General features: G+C 42.5%; 15 protein-coding genes. 11 read left to right on the forward strand and 4 right to left on the reverse strand.

Translation table 11 applies throughout. The annotated features are described in order from the left end of the window. Window positions 1-140 precede the first annotated feature (140 nt). Complete coding sequence (locus C2869_RS21335) at window positions 141-344, reverse strand: hypothetical protein (protein ID WP_108604837.1); 204 nt, start codon at window positions 342-344, stop codon at window positions 141-143. A gap of 917 nt (window positions 345-1261) precedes the next feature. Here C2869_RS21335 and C2869_RS21340 point away from each other — a divergent pair. Then, complete coding sequence (locus tag C2869_RS21340) at window positions 1262-1468, forward strand: hypothetical protein (RefSeq protein WP_108604838.1); 207 nt, start codon at window positions 1262-1264, stop codon at window positions 1466-1468. Between the two features lie 159 nt (window positions 1469-1627). Here C2869_RS21340 and C2869_RS21345 read toward each other — a convergent pair whose 3' ends face one another. Next, entirely contained in the window at window positions 1628-5209 is a 3582-nt protein-coding gene (locus tag C2869_RS21345; RefSeq protein ID WP_228710721.1) for an acyl-[ACP]--phospholipid O-acyltransferase, read from the reverse strand. 278 nt (window positions 5210-5487) lie between these two features. Between C2869_RS21345 and C2869_RS21350 the strand changes: the two genes are divergently transcribed. The 7 genes from C2869_RS21350 (at window position 5488) to C2869_RS21380 (ending at window position 16244) form a co-directional block, all read left to right on the forward strand. After that, a complete protein-coding gene (locus C2869_RS21350; protein ID WP_108604839.1) occupies window positions 5488-6219 on the forward strand; it encodes a helix-turn-helix domain-containing protein in 732 nt (243 codons plus the stop codon). Window positions 6220-6386: 167 nt separating this feature from the next. Then, on the forward strand, window positions 6387-6581 hold the full coding sequence (locus C2869_RS21355) for a hypothetical protein (protein ID WP_108604840.1): 195 nt from the start codon (window positions 6387-6389) through the stop codon (window positions 6579-6581). A 427-nt stretch (window positions 6582-7008) separates the two neighbouring features. Beyond that, the gene (locus tag C2869_RS21360; RefSeq protein WP_108604841.1) at window positions 7009-10323 is read left to right on the forward strand and encodes a transglutaminase family protein; all 3315 of its coding nucleotides are present in this window, start codon (window positions 7009-7011) and stop codon (window positions 10321-10323) included. A 116-nt stretch (window positions 10324-10439) separates the two neighbouring features. Further along, window positions 10440-12953: a circularly permuted type 2 ATP-grasp protein gene (locus C2869_RS21365; protein WP_108604842.1), complete on the forward strand. Its 2514-nt coding sequence runs from the start codon at window positions 10440-10442 to the stop codon at window positions 12951-12953. A 13-nt stretch (window positions 12954-12966) separates the two neighbouring features. Beyond that, window positions 12967-13857, forward strand: coding sequence for a transglutaminase family protein (locus C2869_RS21370; protein WP_108604843.1), 891 nt, complete (start codon window positions 12967-12969; stop codon window positions 13855-13857). 12 nt (window positions 13858-13869) lie between these two features. Further along, a complete protein-coding gene (locus tag C2869_RS21375) occupies window positions 13870-15324 on the forward strand; it encodes a circularly permuted type 2 ATP-grasp protein (RefSeq protein WP_108604844.1) in 1455 nt (484 codons plus the stop codon). After that, a complete protein-coding gene (locus C2869_RS21380) occupies window positions 15324-16244 on the forward strand; it encodes an alpha-E domain-containing protein (protein WP_108604845.1) in 921 nt (306 codons plus the stop codon). The genes C2869_RS21375 and C2869_RS21380 overlap by 1 nt, the downstream gene beginning before the upstream one ends. Window positions 16245-16379: 135 nt before the next feature. Here C2869_RS21380 and C2869_RS21385 read toward each other — a convergent pair whose 3' ends face one another. Next, on the reverse strand, window positions 16380-17126 hold the full coding sequence (locus tag C2869_RS21385; protein WP_108604846.1) for a hypothetical protein: 747 nt from the start codon (window positions 17124-17126) through the stop codon (window positions 16380-16382). 315 nt (window positions 17127-17441) lie between these two features. Here C2869_RS21385 and C2869_RS21390 point away from each other — a divergent pair, with 315 nt between their 5' ends. Further along, window positions 17442-19841, forward strand: coding sequence for a beta-galactosidase (locus tag C2869_RS21390; protein WP_108604847.1), 2400 nt, complete (start codon window positions 17442-17444; stop codon window positions 19839-19841). 234 nt (window positions 19842-20075) lie between these two features. Then, complete coding sequence (gene rpmE / locus C2869_RS21395; RefSeq protein ID WP_108604848.1) at window positions 20076-20291, forward strand: 50S ribosomal protein L31; 216 nt, start codon at window positions 20076-20078, stop codon at window positions 20289-20291. A gap of 507 nt (window positions 20292-20798) precedes the next feature. On the opposite strand, the gene pmbA is transcribed toward rpmE, so the two are convergent. Then, the gene (gene pmbA, locus C2869_RS21400; RefSeq protein WP_108604849.1) at window positions 20799-22133 is read right to left on the reverse strand and encodes a metalloprotease PmbA; all 1335 of its coding nucleotides are present in this window, start codon (window positions 22131-22133) and stop codon (window positions 20799-20801) included. A gap of 162 nt (window positions 22134-22295) precedes the next feature. Here pmbA and yjgA point away from each other — a divergent pair, with 162 nt between their 5' ends. Then, window positions 22296-22823 carry a ribosome biogenesis factor YjgA gene (yjgA, locus tag C2869_RS21405; RefSeq protein WP_108604850.1) on the forward strand — a complete coding sequence of 176 codons (528 nt, stop codon included), beginning with the start codon at window positions 22296-22298 and terminating at the stop codon, window positions 22821-22823. Window positions 22824-22909 lie beyond the last annotated feature (86 nt).

The following is a 22909-nucleotide window of genomic DNA, read 5'->3' on the forward strand; positions in this document are numbered from 1 at the left end:
TTGTTAAATGCTTAGACAAAAATGGGATCATATCAACCTTAAAAACACTTATAGTGAGTGGTTAAACAAATTAACACTCAGGTTACCCTGTGTAAGAAACACACACATATGTAAAACTTAATCTTGAACTTGGAGTATGCTTATTTAACGAAAGGTTTTAGTAAAACTTCATTAGCGGCATATTCTGTTGCCATACGCCGCTCAATTCCTTGTTGCTCAGCGATATTGGATTGCACAAAGTAATCAAACTTGTGAATATTGGCTGTTTGTGCCGAAGAGGTTGCCGCGTTTAATAATCGCTCGAGAGCTTGCTTTGATTTGTTATTTATTTCATCAGCCATCATTTTCCACCCATTAAGTGATACTGCCTATCTTGCCTTTTAATCTTTAATTACCTCTAATTAAAGACACAAAGATAAACATCATCCTGATTTCCAATTGAGCCAAAAGCGCTACCCTGCAGGTTACAAACAGTTCCAAACTAACAACAAACAGGGTTATAGCCCTGTGTTGCTATTTTTAGCTCTCACTTTATTTACAAAATCGTAAAAAAATTAACACATATATGCAAACAAGGTTTTGCTATAAAACCAATAAAATCAACAACTTGACCACGGGTCAATATTGTAAGAGCGACATTTCAGTGTACCAAGTGATCACTAATTTTGTTTTTTAGTACATAAACCGCAATTTATTGGACTCATTTTGTTTAAGCGAAAAAGTGGCATGAAACCAAATAGAACAAGGGGTAGACGTTTACGCACTCAATTTGTGCGCATATTCGCTAAACAAACTTGCTATTTTTTCGCTTTAAAAGCAACAAAATCTCCGTTTGCGAATAATTCAAATGGTTTGCCTGTTGAAAAAAAATGTATTTTTTTTCAACAACAATTTAATTGACCACAACTCACTTATTTATATTATTTTTAGCCATATTTCTTAAAACTTGATTGATATAAATTTGGTAAAACCAATTAAATAAGTAATAAAAAGCAGGTTCACAAGCATAAATGCTCGTCTACATAGGTTAGGCTTGCTGGCCCACAAGCATAAACGCTCGTCTACAAAGGTTAAGTTTGTTGGCTCTATTTGCTTAGTTGAATAGTCAATTTTACATCGACAAACCTTGTGTTAGCCGAAATAAATTCGGCCCTTGCAATGCGTAACGTTTGTGCCGAACACTAGTTACACTTGGTTACACTCTCGATTGCGATTCACTGCTAAATTAAAAATAGTTAAGTGAGCTTAGAGGATGTAAGTCATGAAAAAATTAGCACCTATTCTATTTTTATTTGCGGTTGTTGGTTGCCAGCACGTAGTTTCAGGTCAAGGATTTCACGCACAAGAATGCAAATCTGTTCGAGCCAACTGCCGAACTGGGGTATATGAAGAGTGGTATCAAAAAAATGGCGATCTGGCCTGTAACTGCAACAACCCTGATCCACTATTACCGAATAAGAACTATTAAATAAATTTTTCCCAAAAACTTTATACTTGAATGCCAACACTAACTCTTTGAGATCCTAATGCTAGCAGCCTCTGCAAGCATAAATACTCGGTCAAAAATAGAAAGTGCTGACATCAAGCTCAGTTAACTAACCCACTGGCAATTAGAATTAGGCGCATATTAAACGCTTAGCTCAGCGCTTAACTTTTTCACTTCTGTGAAGTTTATTTTGCCACTGCCAAGCTTAGGGATCGCGAAAACTTGGTAAACATGACTCGGGATCATCAATGGGTTAACCTTTGCTTGTACTAACCTTTGGCGAATATCCAGTGTATCGTTACTTTCTGTAGTCAGCAGCACGACCTTTTCACCTTTCTTAGCATCTTTAACGCTAACAGCGGCTATTTCAACTTCACTGTTATTGATTATCTGTTTTACCATTTGCTCAACTGCGCCTAGGCTGATCATTTCGCCGCCAATTTTGGCAAAGCGGCTATAGCGATCAACGATAGTTAAAAAGCCATCTGGGTCTAAATGTCCTTTATCACCGGTTTTGTACCAAGTTCGACCATCTAACTCGACAAGCACTTGTGAGGTTTTACTCGCATCTTTTAAATAGCCTAACATCACCTGTCCACCGGCAATTAATATCAAACCATCTTGCCCTTGCGCTAATGTTTGCAATGTATCTGGGTCGACAATTCGAAAACAACTACCCGGCAATGGCAAGCCTACCGTCCCGACTTTTTGCCCAACTTGTGGCCTAAAAGTATCCAAATCAAGCTTATCTGGTACATTAACACTGGCAACCGGCGTGGTTTCAGTCGCGCCATAGCCTTCGTAAATCGTTTTATTAAATTTGCTTTCAAAGCTAACCCGAACATCGTCGCTCAGTTTTTCAGCACCCGCCACCACGGTACGCAGACTTTGCAACATAAGAGGTTGCACTTTTTTATTACGCGAGTACAAACGTAAAAAGGTAGCGGTACCACACAATAATGTCGCTTGATGCTTAGCTATCATTTTGGCGTTAGCTAAAGCATCAGTTGGGTCTGGATGACAGATCGCGGTTAGTCCTTCAACTAATGGCATTAATTGCGTCACTGTTAAACCAAAACTATGAAATGGAGGTAAATTAGCCATGACACGATCATCACTTTGCGTATTCAAAACTTCAGAAATCTGCTTAATATTAGCCATAATATTTTGATGGCTCAGTTGAACGCCCTTAGGTGTACCTTCACTACCACTAGAAAACAGAATTTGCGCCGGCGCTGGTAAACGGCTCACTCTACCAAATAGACGGTACAACCAAGTAGCAGGCAAAATATAAGCTGCTCCGAGATAAGCTAGCATGGTCAATGAGCTTAATTGCGCTTTAATATCCTCCATAAATAGCACCCTCACTTGAGTTAATAAGGGGGTTATGTCGATACCACGTTGTTCTAATTTACTAACAAATTTACGTGACGTAACAATGGTTTGAATATCTGCGCGTTGACTACAAGCAATTAAACTGTCGATGCTTGAGGTGTAATTTAAATTAACCGCCGTTTGACCATTTAACATCACCGCCATATTGGCTATAGCCGCTCCCGCTGACGCCGGTAAAATAAGACCAACATTTTGTTGCAAGCCACTTTGTGATTGACTGAATTGGCGGATCTTGTTAGCAAATGCTAATGTCGCAGCCATCATTTTACTGTTACTTAATTGACTGCCTGAGACATCGATTACACTGGTTTGACTTAGATTTTGTTTAGCCGCTTTTAACCAAGCCAACGGGACAGGATCAAGCTCAGTTGTATATTGCTGCCAAGCATCAATCGATAGCTCACTGACAATCTGTTTAACTTGCTGAGCTTTCGTATCGATAGCTAATGGCGCACCAAACGCTACCGTTACATCGCGCTTAAGCCCTTTGGTTTGCAAAACACCTTTTTTAACCGGTAGCAAACTTTGTGGTATTAGGTTTTCTAACAAGCGGCTTCCCGCTTTCGATAGCCAACTGCCCCACAAACCACGTAAGTAAAAAGGAACAATCGTCGCATTTACATGCTGGCCATTTTCATCCAACACGGCGCGCTCAAAACCGGTTTTAAATTGCGCTAGTTGGCCATTACGTGAGATCGCCCCTTCAGGAAACAAACAAACCACTTCACCATTTTGTAAACTCAAGCTAACTTCACGTAACGCCCCCTTGCTACGACCAGAACTAATCGCAATAGCACCAAATAATTTAGCAATAGGTTTGATATACCAGCGCTCGTAATAACTGCGCAACATAACAAAGCGCACCGGACGCGGACAGGCTATTTGTAGCATAGCCCAGTCAATCCAACTAATATGATTACCTAACAGTAATACACCACCCTGTGCAGGCAAATTATCTAAGCCCGTTACCACTACACGATAACGACGCGTAAATACCGCGGCCATAACCACACGAATCAATGACTGAGGTAATTGATAGATAGTGTACACACAACCAAGTAAAGCAATGCTAGCTAGGCCGAAGAATACTTCGCTGCTATAAATACCCTGAGTTGCTAACACACTGGTCACGAGTAAAAAAACTAACATAGCGACATTTTGTATCCAATTATTGCCAGCCAATACCAAGCCTAGTTGCTTTTTCGGTGCACTGAATTGAATTAGACTATTAAGTGGCACAATAAATAGGCCTCCGGCGACACCAATCACCATAAAATCAAGGGCGATCAACCAAGGGCTAGTCAAGCTAGGTAGTAAATATAAGCCAACAAAAACACCAATCGCACCAACGGGCACCAAGCCCAGCTCAATATGATTTTTTGATACCTTACCGGCAATTATCGAACCTAAAACAATTCCGATACCAGAGCACGCTAATAAGCCTTGGATTAGCACTGTATTATCAATCAACAACTGAGACTTAATATAAGCCGGAAATACCGCCAGCATGACTTGGCAAACCGCCCAGAAAATAGCTAAACCGACTATAGATAACCAAATAGCTTTACTCGAGGTGATAAATGCCAAGTTACGCTTTAAATATTGGCCTTTAGCATACGGTTTAATCGCAAATTTCTGTTGGCGATCCCCATGATTTTTCTTAGGTAACAAGCAAGTTAAGCCATATTCAAAAACAGATAAGCCAATTAACAACCAACCTAGCGGTGCAATTTGCCTTAATACTTGTTCAGGTGAAGACGTATTGGTGATTAACAAGGCTTCAAAACCCGCAGAAAACGCCAAGGTGCCAGCTAAAATGGCAACAATAGTCACGCCTTGCAGCCAAGCATTACCTTGGGCTAATTTCTCTATACCCACTAATTCACGAATATATCCATACTTGGCAGGGGAATAAATGGCCGATTGCACTGCTAAGGCTAACGTCATAACAAATGCAGATTTGAACCAGCCAAGATAGTAAAACACAGTGATCAAGCTTGTCGCGCCCACGGCAAATAACGCACTACAACGCATGACTTTGGTTTTAGCAAACCGATCGGCTAAAAAGCCTGATGGCGAAAACAGCAGAACAAAAGGTAGTAAAATCAAACCATTAACAACAGCCGTTAAAATAACCTGCGTATCATCCTGATACGTTTTAAAAATCGTATTCTGTATCAGTATTTTGTGACCTAAATCGACAAAGGCATTAAGAAAAGCAATCAATAAAAACGGCATAAAGCCTAAAATATGCAGGATTGATTGCTGTTTTTTGACCTGGCGACTTGCTGTAAAGCTAGATTGCACCTTGCTAGTAGACGTTTGCACAAGCGTATTCCTTGATAAGTTTATAGTCTTCTCGCTCAGGCCTTATGGTTCATTGTCAGCGCTTACTCACCCCAATCACATAATAGAGCATATGCTCATGGGGATTCGAAGCTTGACGGCTTCCCCTAAAACCTGATCGCTTTGACTATAGTAATAACTGAATTTCTGCAACGCATCTTGCCTTGGTTTAAATATATAACCACCTATAAACAAAAAGTTGCACAAACAACGTCTAAAAGTATTAATATTTAATACCCAACAAAGAATGGAAAAATACAATGGCGCAAACCCTAGCCTTGTTACAAACGTTGAAACGTTGTTTAAAAGCCCAAGGCAAAACTTATCGAGACGTAGCAAGCGCGTTAGACTTAACCGAAGCCAGCGTCAAACGTCTCTTTGCCGAGCAAAGCTTCTCGTTACAGCGCCTAGAACAGGTATGTCAAATGCTAGATATGGAACTGAGCGACTTATTTCGACAGATGGAAGCACAACAAGCTCAGTTGCAACAACTGACTTTAGAGCAAGAAAAAGAAATTACAGATGATTTAGTCCTGCTACTTATAACGGTTTGTGTACTCAATCATTGGACTCTCGCCGACATCGTCGACTTTTACACAATCCCTGTACATGACTGCATTCAAAAATTAGCTTGGCTCGATCGCAATAAAATCATCGACTTACTGCCAAAGAATAAAATAAAGCTCAAAGTCGCCGCCAACTTTGCATGGCGCGAAAATGGTCCCATACAAGGATTTTTTCAGGCAAAAATAGCTAATGAATACTTTAACAGCCAGTTTAACGCCGAAAATGAAAAGTTAATTGTGCTGAACGGTATGCTGTCGAAAACCTCCAACTTAGAAATGCAACGTAAACTGAAACGCCTCGCACGCGAGTTTGAAGAACTCAACCAAGAAGATGCTAACTTAGACTTTAACGAGCGGCACGGAACCACTGCCATTTTAGCGGTACGCGGCTGGAACTATGGGTTATTTAAACCGCTGATTAAATAACCCAATTTGGGCATTTTAATGTTACCCTAGCGCACTAAACATAGCTAAAGAACTTAAAACGTTAAGAAATTTTTACCAATGTAAAACCAAGTAAACCCAGTTGTACTGCTGACAGCTTAGGTTTAAATTAACATTGTGGTAAAAGTAGAACATTAACCGAGGTTGTAATGAAAACATCCAGTATATTGCTTGCCTTAGTTTTAGGCGTAAGCGCTGGAGCTGCAATAGCCAAACCAACCAAAGAAGAGCGCAAAGCCGCTTGGATAGAGTGTGGTGAAGAAGCGAAAGAACAAGGCATTGCTAAAGAAGACAAGCTAGACTGGCTTAAGGCTTGTGTAAAAGAAAAGTTAGCAAACCTGTAACTGATTTGAAGTTTTACTGTTTTATAAAAGATTGATTAGGGCGTCATTTGACGCCTTTTTTTATTAGGCCAACAAAGTTTTCTCGCTCAGGTTTTATAGTTAGCGCTTACGATATATAGATATCAATAATTTAGCTTCATCCAGTACTAGAAACCCGCCCCTCAACCCCAATCGCTTTAACTAAACATTATTCTTGCAGCCAGCAACAGAATTGCTTATAAATGGGGTTGGCTATTTTGCCACCAATAACACTGACGTTATTTCTCATCTCAAAAATATATCGTTTTTCTACAGCGTCGTAGCAATAAAGTCATCTTAAGCTGCTCAAATGCGAACACAAGAGCAGCATGAAAACCATTAATCATGTTAGCTATGCGAAAAAATATACAAAGACGCATAGTCAGCTCCACTGGAGAAGGAAAGCATTATGGCGATCACTGTGGGTATTACCCATCATACAGAATACAAATACGATAAGCCGATCAGCATGTCCCCACATGTTTTTCGTTTAAAGCCGGCAGCCCACAGTCGAACACAAATTAAGAGTCATGCTCTAAAAATTAAACCTGATAACCACTTTATCAATTGGCAGCAGGATCCCTTTGGCAATTATTTGGCTCGGGTGGTATTTCCTGACAAAACCGACTTTTTCTCCTTTACGGTTGATGTTGTCGCTGAAATGACAGCGATTAATCCGTTTGACTTTTTTTTAGAAGAAGACGCAGAAACTTTACCTTTTACCTACGATAGCCAACTTGCTCATGACTTGCTGCCCTATTTAGAAAAAGAAGCCCCTTGCGCTGAATTTATCGACTTACTTGAAACGTTAAAATTTAAAAGCGAACCCCGTACCGTCGATTTTTTAGTTAAAGCCAATCAAGTCGTCAATCAACTTGTCGACTATTGCATTCGCCTAGAGCCAGGTGTGCAAACGTGCGAGCAAACCTTAACTAAAAAATCGGGGTCGTGCCGTGATTCTGCTTGGCTATTAGTGCAACTGTTCCGCCATTTAGGGTTAGCTGCAAGGTTTGTATCTGGTTATTTGGTGCAGCTCACCCCTGACGAAAAATCGCTTGATGGCCCCAGTGGCCCAGAGCAAGACTTTACAGATTTACACGCTTGGACTGAGGTATATATTCCCGGTGCCGGTTGGATTGGCCTTGACCCGACCTCTGGCCTATTTGCCAGCGAAGGCCATATTCCACTAGCTTGTACGCCAGAGCCAAGCAGCGCTGCGCCAGTAACCGGCGCTATCGACGAATGTGACTCAGAGCTTTCGTTTTACAATAAGGTTACGCGCATTCATGAAACACCGCGCGTCACTAAACCTTACTCAGAACAACAGTGGGCAGAGATAAACCAACTGGGTATTCAGGTTGATAAATTATTAGAAAAAACCGACGCCAGACTGACCATGGGCGGTGAGCCGACGTTTATTTCAATTGATGACATGGAGAGTGCCCAATGGAATACCGCAGCCGATGGCGAAGACAAACGCCGTATCGCTCAAATTTTATTCCAGCGCATGTGCGAGCAATATTCAACCGGTGGCTTGCGTCATTATGGTCAAGGAAAGTGGTATCCGGGTGAACCATTACCGCGTTGGCAATATGCTAGCTATTGGCGTAATGATGGTCAGCCTATTTGGCACAATCCAGACAATTTTGCCGACATCAATACTCATTATAATTATTCAGACCAGCAATTAACCGACTTTACCAACCAACTCAGTCAACAGCTTGGGCTTAATCCAACGTGTGTCACGCCACTATATGAAGACGTGTTATATCACTTATGGCAAGAAGGTAATTTACCGGTAGATGCTTCGCCTGATGCTCCCGACTTACTGCATGCCATGAGTCGCAAAGCCTTTTTGCAAAAATTGGAAAAGGGACTCGATGCCGTCGTAGGTTATGTCATCCCTCTTGACTGGGATAACGTGAATCAAGCTTGGCAAAGCTGCAAATGGCAGTTTAATCGTAGCCATTGCTTTCTAATTCCCGGCGATTCGCCAGTCGGTTATCGCTTGCCACTCGATAGCTTAGGTGGCGCCGACCCGTTTTTAGAGCGCGATCCATTCAGCATTCCACAAACCTTTGCCGAAACCGGCGACTATACCGATAAACAACAAGGTTATGTTGGCACTCAACTGATAAAGACAGCCTTAACACTAGAGATCCGCTATGGACGCCTTTATGTCTTTATGCCACCACTCAATGCTATGGAACAGTACATTGCTCTATGTCATGCGATTGAAACCATAGCAGAACGCTTAGCTATTAAGGTTGTACTGGAAGGCTACACACCGCCACATGATAGCCGCGTCAATAAATTCGCGGTCACTCCGGATCCTGGGGTGATAGAAGTCAATATTCATCCTTCTAGTAACTGGCCAGAGCTAGTCGAAAGAACCACAGAGCTATATCAACTAGCCAAAGAGTGTCGACTCGGTACTGACAAGTTTATGCTAGATGGTCGCCATACAGGTACTGGCGGCGGCAATCATGTCACTATGGGTAGCTATCGCCCAGAATTTAGCCCCTTTTTACGTAAGCCCGATGTATTGCGTAGCTTTATTACTTATTGGCAACATCACCCTGGTTTATCGTATTTGTTCTCAGGTTTATTTATTGGCCCCACCAGCCAAGCCCCTCGGGTAGATGAAGCTCGCAACGAATCTTTGTATGAACTAGAAATCGCCTTTTCTAAAATGCCAACCGGTGAAGTACAACAGCCTTGGTTAGTTGACCGCCTGTTACGTAATCTGCTAGTTGACTTAACCGGTAACACGCACAGAGCTGAATTTTGTATCGATAAACTCTACTCACCCGATTCGGCAACGGGTCGTTTAGGTATTGTTGAGTTTCGTGGCTTTGAAATGCCGCCACATGCTCGTATGAGCTTAATGCAAATGCTCTTGCTCAGAACCTTATTTGCTTGGTTTTGGCAGCAGCCTTATCACAAGCCTTTGGTACGCTGGGGCACTGAACTGCACGATAAGTTCTTGTTGCCGCATCATGTCTGGGCAGACATTCAAGCCGTCTGTCGCGATTTACAAAGCGCAGGCTTTGCCTTTAATGCTGAATGGTTTGCTCCCTTCATGGAATTTCGTTTTCCGGTGATCGGCGAACGCAAAATTGAAGATATTAATTTAGAGCTACGCACAGCGATTGAACCTTGGCATGTTCTAGGCGAAGAAGCCAGTTCCAGCGGCACTGCCCGTTTTGTTGACTCCTCTCTTGAGCGTGTGCAAATTAAACTCAGTAATATGGTTGGTAATCGTTATGTACTCGCCTGCAACGGCCGGCGCGTACCACTCAAAGAAACCGCGACTAAAGGCGAATATGTCTCTGGCATTCGTTATCGTGCTTGGCAACCGCCTTCGGCATTGCATCCGAATATTGGTATTCATGCACCATTAACATTTGATATTTATGATACTTGGTCTGGGCGCTCGATCGGTGGCTTTACCTATCACGTCAGTCACCCTGGAGGACGTAATTTTGATACCTACCCAATTAATGCGTTAGAGGCTGAAGGCCGTCGCTTAGCTCGGTTTTGGGAACAAGATCACAGCCCAGCGACTATTAATGTCGGTGTTGATACTTGGTCACACGCGCAAACTAAACGTAACTTTAGCCAGCATGACGCCATTAGTGACTTTGTGGTACCGCCAGAGGAAGATATCAATAGTGATTACCCCAACACCTTAGACTTACGGCGTGAACCTAAATTTAGATAACGTAGTTTTAGGTGGGTTATTAAGGTGAACATCGAAGGTGAAAATAACCACTACACCAAGTTGGAATGTGTGGCGTATACTGAGAACTAATCTTTATTGCTTTAAAGGAAACTAGCTTGTCTCAAGCTCAATTTACCGCAGACTGGATCGTAGAGTATTTAGAAAGCCAACCGATCCACGACGAACTACTTAGCCACTCCAGTGCTGATGCCGAGCACTGGTCGTTGCTGCTGGGTCGTTTAAACTCATTGTCGCGGGAAGATATTTCCGGCTGGTCAAACGAAATCAAAGTGCTATTGCAGAACTCTGGGATCGGTATCAGTCACAATGAAAGCAATTGGCATCTTGATCCCATCCCGTTAATGTTGGACGAAGTTGAGTGGCAGCAAATTGAGCGAGGGATCCAACAACGCCTAGAACTATTAAACCGCGTTAAGTTGGACTTGTATGGCGAACAAACCTTATTAGAAAATGGTGTGATCCGCGCTAATGCATTACGTAAACATGCCAGTTTTATGCGCGAATGCTTTGCGCCTAACCGTCCGCAAACTGATTTATTTTTAGCTTCCATTGATCTATACCGCGCACCTGATGGTGTATTTCGCGTGCTAGCTGAACGATGCCAGTGCCCTGTTGGCATTGGCGCTTTGTTAGAAAACCGCATGGTCGTTAGGCGAGTCATGAGTGACGCCTTCTTTGAATGCGAAGTGCAACGTATTGCTGACTTTTTTCAACAAATGCAAACCGTACTAGAAAAACCGGTTTCACAGCAACCTGACCAAACCATAGTTATTCTTACCCCTGGGGTTGAAGATACAAATTACTCAGAACATGCCTTTTTAGCATCCTACCTAGGTTACCCTTTGGTACGCAGTGCTGATCTCACCGTGCGTAAAGGCATTGTTTGGCTTAAAACCTTAGATGGTTTACGCAAAGTCGATATCATTTTCAATTGGTTAGATGAACAAAGCATAGACTCTTTAGAGCAAGCCAAATTTTCGCTCAACGGTATTCCCGGTTTATTGCACGCTGAACGCACTGGCGCAGTGAGGATCGTCAACCCTCTCGGTTCCGGAGTGCTGGAATCAGCCCCTGTGCAATTAGCTATGGATAACATAGCGCAGGAATTACTGGGCGAGTCACTCATTTTACCCTCACAAGCCAGTTATTTATGCGTAGAGTACGACGTGACACGCTTGTCAGAATCTCAGCTAGAACAAATAGAACTCTATTCATTAACCGATCAAACCTTATGTTTAGACGGGGTTAAAGACCGAACAGAAATATTTACCCGTGTCGCTGAAAATACTCGAGACTACTATTACAAGTACAAACCTATGCTCAGTACCGCGCCTTATTGGCAGGACGGCGAGTTAAAGTCTTTACCTATATTTATGCGCTGCTTTGCTTTATACACGCCAGAGGGTGTGCAAGTTTTGCCTGGCGCACTGTGTTTTGCACAAACCAAAAAACGGGGCAGTAACTGGTTAAAAGATACTTGGATCCGCTCTGTAGCGGCGGATAAGCCAACCTCACGACCGTTATCTTTACAAGCTCGCTTAACTGATCATGCATTACTTGACGGCTTAATTCCCAGTCACACCGCAGAAAATTTATATTGGCTAGGCCGCTATTTAGAACGTGGGGAAAATACGGTTAGGATCTTACGTTTATTGATTGACCGCTATACTGAGCTATCTATATTTCCTGACGACAATATCAATAAAGTTTTTGACAATATCATTAATGATATTTTTAGCCAGCAATTGCTATTTCCGTATTGCCTACAAGCGTGTGGTGAAGAACAAGCTGACGAAAAACCCAGTGAGCCGGCCGAGATCCGTGCCTTTATCGCCAGCCTATTTTTCGATACCAGTAACAACGGCAGTTTACTGTCGATCCTTAATGCGTTTTTCTTTTCTGCCATGCAGGTTCGCGAGTTTTTGTCTGATGATAGCTGGCAAGTAATCGATGCAGTAAAACGTGAAATAAAACGGGTAGAAACCATTAGCCAAGGCACATCAATGCGTGCATTACAAACTACGCTCGATCGATGCCTTAGCTACTGGATGGCATTTACCGGCTCAGTTGCTGATTGTATGGCTAATTCCAACGGTTGGTTTATGTTTGAGATGGGACGGCGCTTAGAGCGTAGTAATCATTTAATCGCAGTCATGAAGTCGTTAATGATTGAAGAATACCCAGAGGTAGAACAACACATAGTGCTTGAATCGGTATTAGCCAGTCAAGTCAGCCTAATTACTCACAAACGCCGCTACCGCATGTATCAAAACCCAGCCAGCGTAATAGAGCTGTTAATTTTAGATGCCGATTACCCGCGTTCACTCTTGTATCAGTTACTACAACTTGAAAATCTCTGCCAACATTTACCTCGTCGTCAACGGGCAGGTATTTTAGCAGCGCAAGACAAAGCCATACTGAAATCGAAAACGACATTACATCTACTTGACCATGACTCACTGGCCGACGTAAGCAAGGGTAAACGCCAACAACTGGCAACATTACTAGATGATATCAATAGTAATTTACTGATGTTTTCGGAAGTGTTGTCGTTAAACTACTTCTCGCACACCAAGCAAGCCAAATCGCTTAATTGGTCGGCAACCTAGGGAAAGAAAACACGTGATATTTAATGTCAAACATGTTACTACTTATACCTATTCAGACATGGTTAGCTTATGCCAAAACCAAGCACGTTTGACCCCAATGACGGTAGGTCATCAGGTGTGCCATGCTAGCGAAATACATGTCAGTCCAGCGGCGGACTACAAAGAACAATTTGTCGATTACTTTGGTAACCAAGTTACCGTGTTCGATGTCCCGACCCAGCACAATACTCTGCAAGTCACCGCCATCAGCACAGTAGAACTATTACCTCGTTCACAAGATGATCTGTTTAATTTTCAAATTCCTTGGGAATCCGTTCGCGATAGTCTAAGACGCCCCCACAATAGCGAACTGTTAAACGCCGCGGAATATGTTTTACCTTCAGGTTTTGTGCAGCGAAGTTCGGCAATGAAACAATTTGCGCTGCAATCATTTACAGCTAATCGCGCCATTGTTGACGCTTGCCAACATTTAATGGCTCGCATTTTTAACGAATTCACCTTTGATCCGAGTTTTAGCACCATTAGTACTCCGCTTAGCGAGGTGTTAGAACATAAAAAAGGTGTTTGTCAGGATTTTGCGCATTTTGCTATAGCTTGTATACGCAGCATAGGTTTAGCCGCTAGGTACGTGAGTGGTTATATCGAAACCTTGCCTCCTGAAGGGCAAGAGAAATTAGAGGGCGCCGATGCGACTCATGCGTGGTTTGCGGTGTATATACCCAATTTTGGTTGGTTAGAGTTTGATCCCACTAACAATTTAATACCAGAAAAGCAGCACATAACACTGGCCGTTGGCCGAGATTTTGCCGATGTATCACCCTTAAAGGGCGTGGCATTTGGTGGTGGAGAACATCAACTCCAAGTAGCAGTCGATATGATGCGCATGGAGTCATTGAACATGTAAGGATTAAAAATCATGACAATTGACTGGCATAATTATCAAGCGTCTGAAGTGTATGACGAGTTAATTAATAAAAAAGGTACCCCTCGACTTGCAGGCCAAAAGTTGGCTGACTATATCGCGCAACTCGATGAGCAAGATTTAGAAACCGCCAAAACAGCAGCGGATGCCGCTATTAAAGAAATGGGCATTACGTTTACGGTTTATGGTGAAAACAGCACGATAGATCGTGCTTGGCCTTTTGATATTGTGCCGCGCCTCATTGAAAAGCAAGAATGGGATCAAGTTGAATTAGGCTTAAAGCAACGGGTTAAAGCCCTCAATTTATTCATTAATGATTTGTACAATGAGCAAAACATTATCAAGGACGGTATTTTCCCTGCCGATTTATTAGATAAATCACAAAACTTCCGTCCGCAATGTAAAGGCATTACACCGGCCAACGGCATTTGGGCACATATTTGCGGCTCAGATTTAGTGCGTGACGGCAATGGGCAATTTTACGTATTAGAAGATAACTTACGTGTTCCTTCTGGCGTATCTTATATGCTAGAAAACCGCTCTGTGATGAAACGCGTCTTTCCTGAATTATTTGAACATTATTCGGTAATGCCAGTAAATGACTATCCCTCACAATTATTTGATTTGCTTGTTGCCTTATCGCCTCGCAAAATAGCTAAACCTGAAGTGGTGGTATTAACCCCTGGTGTATATAACTCGGCTTATTTTGAACACAGCTATTTAGCACAAGAGATGGGCTGCGAATTAGTTGAAGGACGTGATTTAGTCGTTGAAGACGACGATTGTGTTTATATGAAGACCATTTATGGTTTAACCCGAGTCGATGTTATTTATCGCCGAATAGACGATATGTTTCTTGACCCAGAGGCATTTAACCCTGATAGCATGCTAGGTGTTCCCGGTTTAATGCGTGCGTGGCGCGCGGGTAACGTAGGTTTGGTAAATGCACCTGGGGCTGGTGTAGCCGACGACAAAGTGGTTTACGCCTATGTGCCGGAGATCATTAAATATTATTTAGATGAAGAAGTGATCTTGCCCAATGTCCCGACCTACAAGTGTTTAAACCCACAGGATTTAGACTTTGTTATCGACAACATTGAGCATTTGGTGGTTAAACCGGCGAACGAATCTGGCGGTTATGGCCTATTAATCGGCTCTCGTTCAACCTTAGCCGAGCGTCAACAATGCATTGCCGCAATAAAAGCCGACCCACGTAACTATATTGCCCAGCCCATTCTTAACTTATCCACCGTACCGACTTTAGTCGGCGATAAGCAAATAGAACCGCGGCATGTTGATTTACGCCCCTTTATTTTATCCGGTGGCGAAGACACTTATGTCACCATGGGCGGTTTAACTCGTGTCGCCATGGTTAAAGGATCGCTGGTCGTCAACTCATCGCAAGGCGGCGGCAGCAAAGATACTTGGATTGTTGAGGAGAATGCGTAATGTTATCAAGAGTGGTTGAAACCTTATATTGGATGGCTCGTTATATTGAACGCGCTGAAAACGCAGCTCGCTTAGTCAACATAACCAATTTAATGCTCATGGATTTGCCGAAAGGAGTATCAACCGGCTGGGAGCCGATCATTGATATTATGGGCGTACGCGAACCTTATCTAAAGCAATATAAAAGCTTTCATCAAAACCATGCGTTAGAGTTTGTGTTGGTCAGCGAACATAACCCAAGCTCGATTGTTAACTCGTTATGGAATGCACGTGAAAATGCCCGTACCGTACGTGATGTTATGCCGCGTGGCGCGTGGGAAGGGATTAATGCTTTGTATAATTACGCTAACGAGCATAGAGATTTAGGCTTATCTAAACGCGGTCGGTTTGAATACTTAAAAAACATCATCTCCGGTGCGCACCTAATTTTTGGTGAACTCGATGCCACTATCAGTCACGATGAAGGCTATTTGTTTATTCGCATTGGTTCATTGCTCGAAAGAGCCGATATGACCACGCGGATTTTAGACGTTCGTTCCGCCAATCTGATTATTGACGACCAATATCGCCCATTTGAAAATATTCAATGGACGAGTCTGCTACGATCGCTCAGTGCCTATCAAATGTATCGCAAAGATATGGGCATGAGAATTAAAGGCGAACAGGTATTGGCTTTCCTTTTACAAAACCCGCACTTTCCGCGTTCGGTCGATTACTGTTTAGCCACATTAAGCCAATTGGTCACCTTACTACCGAATTCAGAACAAATAGATGCCGCCATCAATAAAGCCAGCCATGCCGTTAACCAAGCAGACACCAGTCAGCTGAAAAATGGCGTATTGCACCAGTTTATTGATGAAATACAAATAGAGCTCACCTATATTCATGACGAGTTAGCCAAAGCTTACTATTTGAAATAAAAGGCAAGAACCGACTAAAATAAAAAGCAGCAACCTAACGTTTGTCGTAACGATTCAAACGATTTAGCCCAATCAGGATCGTTACGCTAAACGCTTCTTCCTATCGCTTTTAATAGCATAAAAAAGTAAAGTTAATTAAGGCTGCACCTGAATATCAACACTCCGCGCCTGCATCGCCCAAACCGAACCACCTTGACCGTAATTAGGGTCCAAGCTTCCTTGAGCTTCGCGCTGTAAGCTTACGGTTATTGGGCAGGCTTTATTCATATCAAACTTGTCGCGATCGCTGCGACTGTTTAACAAACTACTCACACCGACACTATGTACACCATTATCAATCAATGTTGTCACTGTCGAAATCGGTAACTGGCTGCTATCGTCAATCGAGTAACAATAGCCAGCAAAGTTCAACTTAATATTGCCGCCATTAACTTCAGGTGACCAAGCTAATTGAATAAAATCATCCGCGCTAAAAGTTGTATTAGCGACTGGCGTTTGAATAACAAAATCTTGCGGTAAGGTAACACTAGAATTAGGCATACTTTCATCACTGGTGCGATACAAGGAAATGACAAACTCTGTCGGGCCATCATCAAATAAGAAATCCGTAGTATAACCGACATTGCGACTCATACGCTTGCGGTTACCCTTAGCTTCCACCTCCAAGTAATCGCCACCATCTAATTTAATGCCATCCGCATCAATGCCACTGCCTGTACTTAAATTGACCGTCACGTTGGTTTGCCCGTCTCCTTGCGCACTCACTCGCATATTGGCGTAAAAACCAGAAGACTTTAAATCAGTCGAGCTAACATCTGAGCAACCACTGATCACCGCGATACTACTCATTAATAAAAACAAATCCAATTTAGGTATGTGCATCTTAATATCCCTTAACATCTACATAATTAACACTCAGTATAACTCGGTTTGGGATTCAGAGGACGCCGCTAACAATAAAATATGAAATAGCGCAAACTACAACTTGCTTAATACTGCCAACTGGATTTGAAAACACGCCCTCGTAGCGATTATCTACATATCTTTACAAACAATTGATAATGGCTAATAATTTTTGTCAACAAAATACCATTAACAACAATTTAACTATGCTTAAATTGTTGTTTACCTGTGCGCTAGTCCGCACCTGAGCCATCACTAACTCGCTTTTATTCTGTAATCATTAAGGAGAGCTAAATGTTTAGCCAATCTCGCTCACAATTATTAAAACTCGGTGGCATATGGATTATCTCCAGTGTTGCCTTGTCCGGCTGTAAGGCTGTTGAAGACACTAACACACAAACGTCTAATCAAACTGCGAAAAGCACCTCAAAAAAACTAACTCATGACATCATGTTGTTCAATTTTGAAGATGGCAAAATTCCGGCCGATGTCAAAATTCGCAACGGCAAAACCACACTGACCAATAAAGAATCTGCGATTGACGGTAAGCATTCGCTATTAGTTGAAGTCAATACCAAAGACAACAGTAAAGCCGGCATGGCGTTACGCCCAGCTAAACCTTATGACTGGAGCATGTACGAAGACTTTCACTTAGCATTTGATTTAACCAATAAAGGCACAGAGTCAGTGCAAATCAATTTAACCATGACAGATAAAAGCGGCGGTTTTTATACTCGTGGTTTAGTCGTGCCGGTTGGTGAAACCGCCACTTATTACGCAAAAATGGATGGTCACGACCAGCAAGATCCACCTTGGGCTACGAAAAGTGAATTTAACTTTGCATCTGGTTTTCGCTCCAACCCTGTCACTTGGCAATCGGATGATCGCCAAGTGTTTTCGTTTTGGGGAAATAAACGCTTAGATCTTAGCGGGATCACGGCAATTAGCTTTGGCCAATCGGGTTTATTAAGTGATCGGCAATTTACCATCGACAATATTCGTTTACGTCCCAATCCTGAAATGGATGAAAACTTTTTGGCCGGCTTAATCGATAAATTTGGCCAAAACGCCAAAGTGGATTACCCAAGTAAAATCCAATCTGACGAGCATTTAGCTGAAGTGACAGCTGCAGAACTGGCCAGTTTAAAAGGCGAGCCAATGGCCGATCGCTCTCGGTTCCACGGTTGGAAAAACGGTCCACGCTATGAAGCAACTGGTTATTTCCGCACGCAAAAAGTCGAAGGCAAATGGGCACTGATCGATCCAGAAGGCTATTTATACTTCTCAACCGGTATCGATATTATTCGTTTATCTAATTCGTCTACCATGACAGGTTATGACTTTGATCAAAACCTGATCCCTAAACGTACTAAAGACATGACAGTGGCTGAAGATGATCAACCACTAAACCCCGCACCTGTCGAGGCTCGCCCTACGCGTTTTGTCGCTAATGAAACACGGGCAAGTGTATTTAACTGGTTGCCAGATTATGACGATGAGCTAGGTAATCACTTTGGCTACCGTCGTGAAACCCAAAGCGGGCCATTAAAACACGGGGAAACCTACAGCTTTTACAGCGCCAATTTAGAACGCAAATACGGCGAAACTTACCCTGAATCCTATATGGATACTTGGCGCAGCGTAACTTTACGCCGCATGATCGATTGGGGTTACACCTCATTAGGCAACTGGTCGCAACAAGAGTACTACGGCAATAACAAAATCCCTTTTGTTGCCTTTGCCGACATTATTGGCGATTTTGGCACGTTAAGCAGTGGTTTTGACTTTTGGCATGGTGTACCAGATCCATACGATCCACGCTTTTATGTGCGTTCTGTCGCCGCGGCTGAGCATGTTGCGGCTCAAACCAATGGTACTCCTTGGTGCATGGGGGTATTTATGGACAACGAACAAAGTTTTGGTCGTCAAGGTAGCGACGAAACTCGCTATGGCATTGTTTTAAACACCTTAACCCGTGATGCTGCCAAGGTACACGCTAAAGCAGCTTTTACCAAAATACTCAAAGCCAAATATAAAAATATTTCGAACTTGAACAAGGCATGGAACAAAAATATTGCCTCGTGGGATGCCTTTGCTAAAGGCATCGATGCAGGAATTAACACCCCAGCTCAATCTAAAGATTACTCTGATTTAACTTATCAGTATGGGGTTAAATACTTTGGTACGGTTAATAAAGCGCTAAAATCGGTATTGCCTAACCATTTGTATTTAGGTTCGCGCTTACCAAAATGGGGCATGCCAATTGAGATCATTCGCGCTGCGGCAGAAAATAGCGACATTATCACTTACAACTTGTATGAAGAGGGCTTAGCCGCCAATGAATGGGACTTCTTAGCTGAAATTGATGCACCAAGCTTAATTGGTGAATTTAGCTTTGCTTCTTCTGATCAGGGCCATGTCCACCCAGGTATTGTGATCGCAGCGGATCAAAAAGATCGCGGCGTGAAGTTGAAAAAGTACCTACACTCAATTATCGACAACCCATACTTTGTTGGCGCGCATATGTTCCAATATATGGATGGACCGATTGCAGGTCGCGCTTATGATGGTGAGAACTACCCAACAGGTATTGTCAGTGTGACCGATGTGCCTTACGAACACATGGTTAACGCCGCCAAAGACGTGCACCAAAACCTTTATCAGCGTCGTTATGGCTACTTGTTAAATAAATAGTATTTATAGACGCAATGGAAACTTAGCGGGCGCTGGCACAACCTGCGCCCAAATATGATTATTTATTACTCAATACGCGGGAATTTAGCTTGATCCTCAACGCTAGATCCCTTAGTATTCGCGCCCCTAAGCCTTTGGCTTAGATTTTAATTATATATTGTTTATTTCGCATGGTGTTTGACGACAGTTAATACAACCCGTCATTTAGCGATGCGGCCTATTGAGGTAATCCTTATGAAATCTGGTATCCATCCGGAATATGCAGAGATCACTGCAAAGTGTTCTTGCGGCAACGTTATCAAAACACGTTCAACTGTTGGTAAAGACTTAAACCTAGACGTATGTTCAGAATGTCACCCGTTCTACACTGGTAAGCAACGTGTTGTTGATACTGGTGGTCGTGTTGACCGCTTCAAGAAGCGTTTCGGTGCACTTTCTAGCAAAAAATAATTGCTTAGAAAAACTGAAGTTTCAAAACAAAAGCCCGGCATGTCCGGGCTTTTGTTTATCTATCGTGAGTGAACTTTGTTTTTTATCTAATGTAGGCGAGCATTTATGCTTGCAAAGCTTGCAGAGCTTGCAGAGCTTGCAGAGCTTGCAAACCTAAGCCTAAAGTCTGTCTCTTGATCACAAGTTTCATAAGCGCTCTTTTACGTCAAAAGGTTGAAATTTTATCACCCAGGCTTAGGAAAATACCCTCGTCATCCTCGCGCATGCGGGGATCCAGCGACTTTTGTTGGATAAACATAGTTTGGTTTAAGTAAAAGCCACTGGGTTCCTGCCTACATGGATGGAGGTACTTAGCACTAGCAGGACGCGGTAGCTGTGCTTTCGCAGGAAAGACGGTACTTTTTAAACCATTAAATATTACCTACTAATCCGCATTTATCTTCGACTTTTGGTTAGCTTGAGATAATTAATATTTGTGTAGAAGAGACAACCCCTAAAGTACGCAGACTAAGCACCAGCCACCTGTAACTCTTCTAATAAAATAGAGCCAGAATAAATACTGCCACGCGGATCAATATCATCACCAATCGCTACAATATTTTGCAACATGTCTTTTAAATTACCGGCTATGGTAATTTCCTGTACTGGGTACTGAATTTTACCATTTTCAACCCAAAAACCTGCGGCGCCGCGTGAGTAATCACCGGTTACGACATTAACGCCCTGCCCCATAAGTTCTGTAACCAGTAATCCCGTGCCTAAGGCTTGCAACATAGCATCAAAATTTGCCGGCGATTGATTAGCTTTTTGTAAGCGCCAATTGTGAATACCGCCAGCATGTCCGGTACTTTGCAAACCCATTTTGCGCGCGGCATAACTCGACATTAACCAAGTTTGCAATACACCTTGTTCAACTATATTGCGGGTTTGAGTAATAACGCCTTCGTTATCAAAATAACTACTGGCTAAACCTTGCTTAATAAAAGGATCTTCGAGAATGGTAAGCCATTCTGGAAAAACTTGAGTATTAAGCGCATCCAATAAGTAAGATGATTTACGATATAAATTACCACCACTGATCGCCGCAATAAAATGGCCAAACAAGCCACTCGCGATGTCTGAACGGAACATGACTGGCATTTTGCCTGTGCTTAGCTGCTTGCCATCTAAACGCGACACAGTTTCTAATGCCGCGTCTTGCCCTACTTTTTCAGGCGAGTCCAACTGCGCCATTAAGCGTGATACCGTATAAGCATAATCACGTTGCATATCACTGCCCGACTCACCAATAACCGCGCAGCTTAAACTGTGGCGCGAACTTGGGTAAGACTGCAATACGCCATGGCTATTGCCGTAAACGCGAAAACCATGATGACTAGAAAAACTCGCGCCATCAGAGTTTTTAATTTTACTGTCGGTATCAAACGCGGCTTGTTCACATCGTTTCGTTATGTCTATCGCTTGCTCAGGGGTAAGATTACTTGGGTGATATAAATCTAAATCGACCTTATCTTGCACCATTAAACTGGCATCAGCCAAGCCTGAACACGGATCTTCAGAGGTATATTTCGCAATATCGAACGCGGCTTTAACCGTTTGCTCAATTGCCGCTTTAGATAGATCAGACGTAGAAGCCGAACCTTTGCGTTGGCCATTCCATAATGCAATACCTAATGCACCGTCATGATTAAATTCGACCGTTTCTACCTCACCCAAACGCGATGAAACTTGTAATCCTTGGGTTTTCGAAATTGAAACCTCGGCCGAAGTGGCCCCCAGCGACTTAGCATAAGCTAAGGCATTATCGACAGCGGATTCAACACGTTTCATTTCATCAAGCATAATTAGGAAGCACCTATCATTTTTTGTCAGTTTCTAACGGAATATATTGCTTTATCAACAACTGACCTTGGGTAAAAACAACACCTTAGTGTAACATAGGTATAACGAGATACTTCAATTATAGTCAACCTAGTCAGTTGATTTGCAAAAGGTAAAGATCCAATGAGTGATAATTGGCAAGAAGACGAGCCGCAAGAAGAAATAATCTATGTTAGCAAGTCAGAAATTAAACGAGACATGGAAGAATTGCGCGAGTTTGCCAACGAACTCGTCGAACTGTCACAAACCAAGCTCGCTAAGCTACCATTAAATCAAGAACAGAAAGAAGCAGTAGAGCTAGGTAAAAAGATCTACAGTAAAAAAGATGCCTATCGCCGTCATTTGCAGTATTTCTCAAAAATTCTGTTTAACAAAGATTTATCTGAGATCCATCACGCCCTAAATTTAATTAAACAAGCACCGCAATTATCTAACCAGCATTATCAAAAGTTAGAAGAGTTGCGCGATGAATTGATAGCACAAGGCGATACCGCAATCCATAACTTGCTTAACGACAACCCTGAATTAGATCGGCAAAAATTGCGCCAGCTAGTGCGTCAGGCGCAAAAAGATCAACAAAGTGATAAGCCAACAAAAAAACCGGCACAGCAAATTTTTAAATATCTAAAAGAAGTTTTTCCATATGAATAAAAATTGGAAAAATATCTATTAAAACAACCTGTATAACCAACAAAACAGGTATTACACAACAATACATAAAATGGGCAAAGGATCCG

This window comes from Saccharobesus litoralis, from assembly GCF_003063625.1.
Taxonomy (GTDB): Bacteria; Pseudomonadota; Gammaproteobacteria; order Enterobacterales; family Alteromonadaceae; genus Saccharobesus; species Saccharobesus litoralis.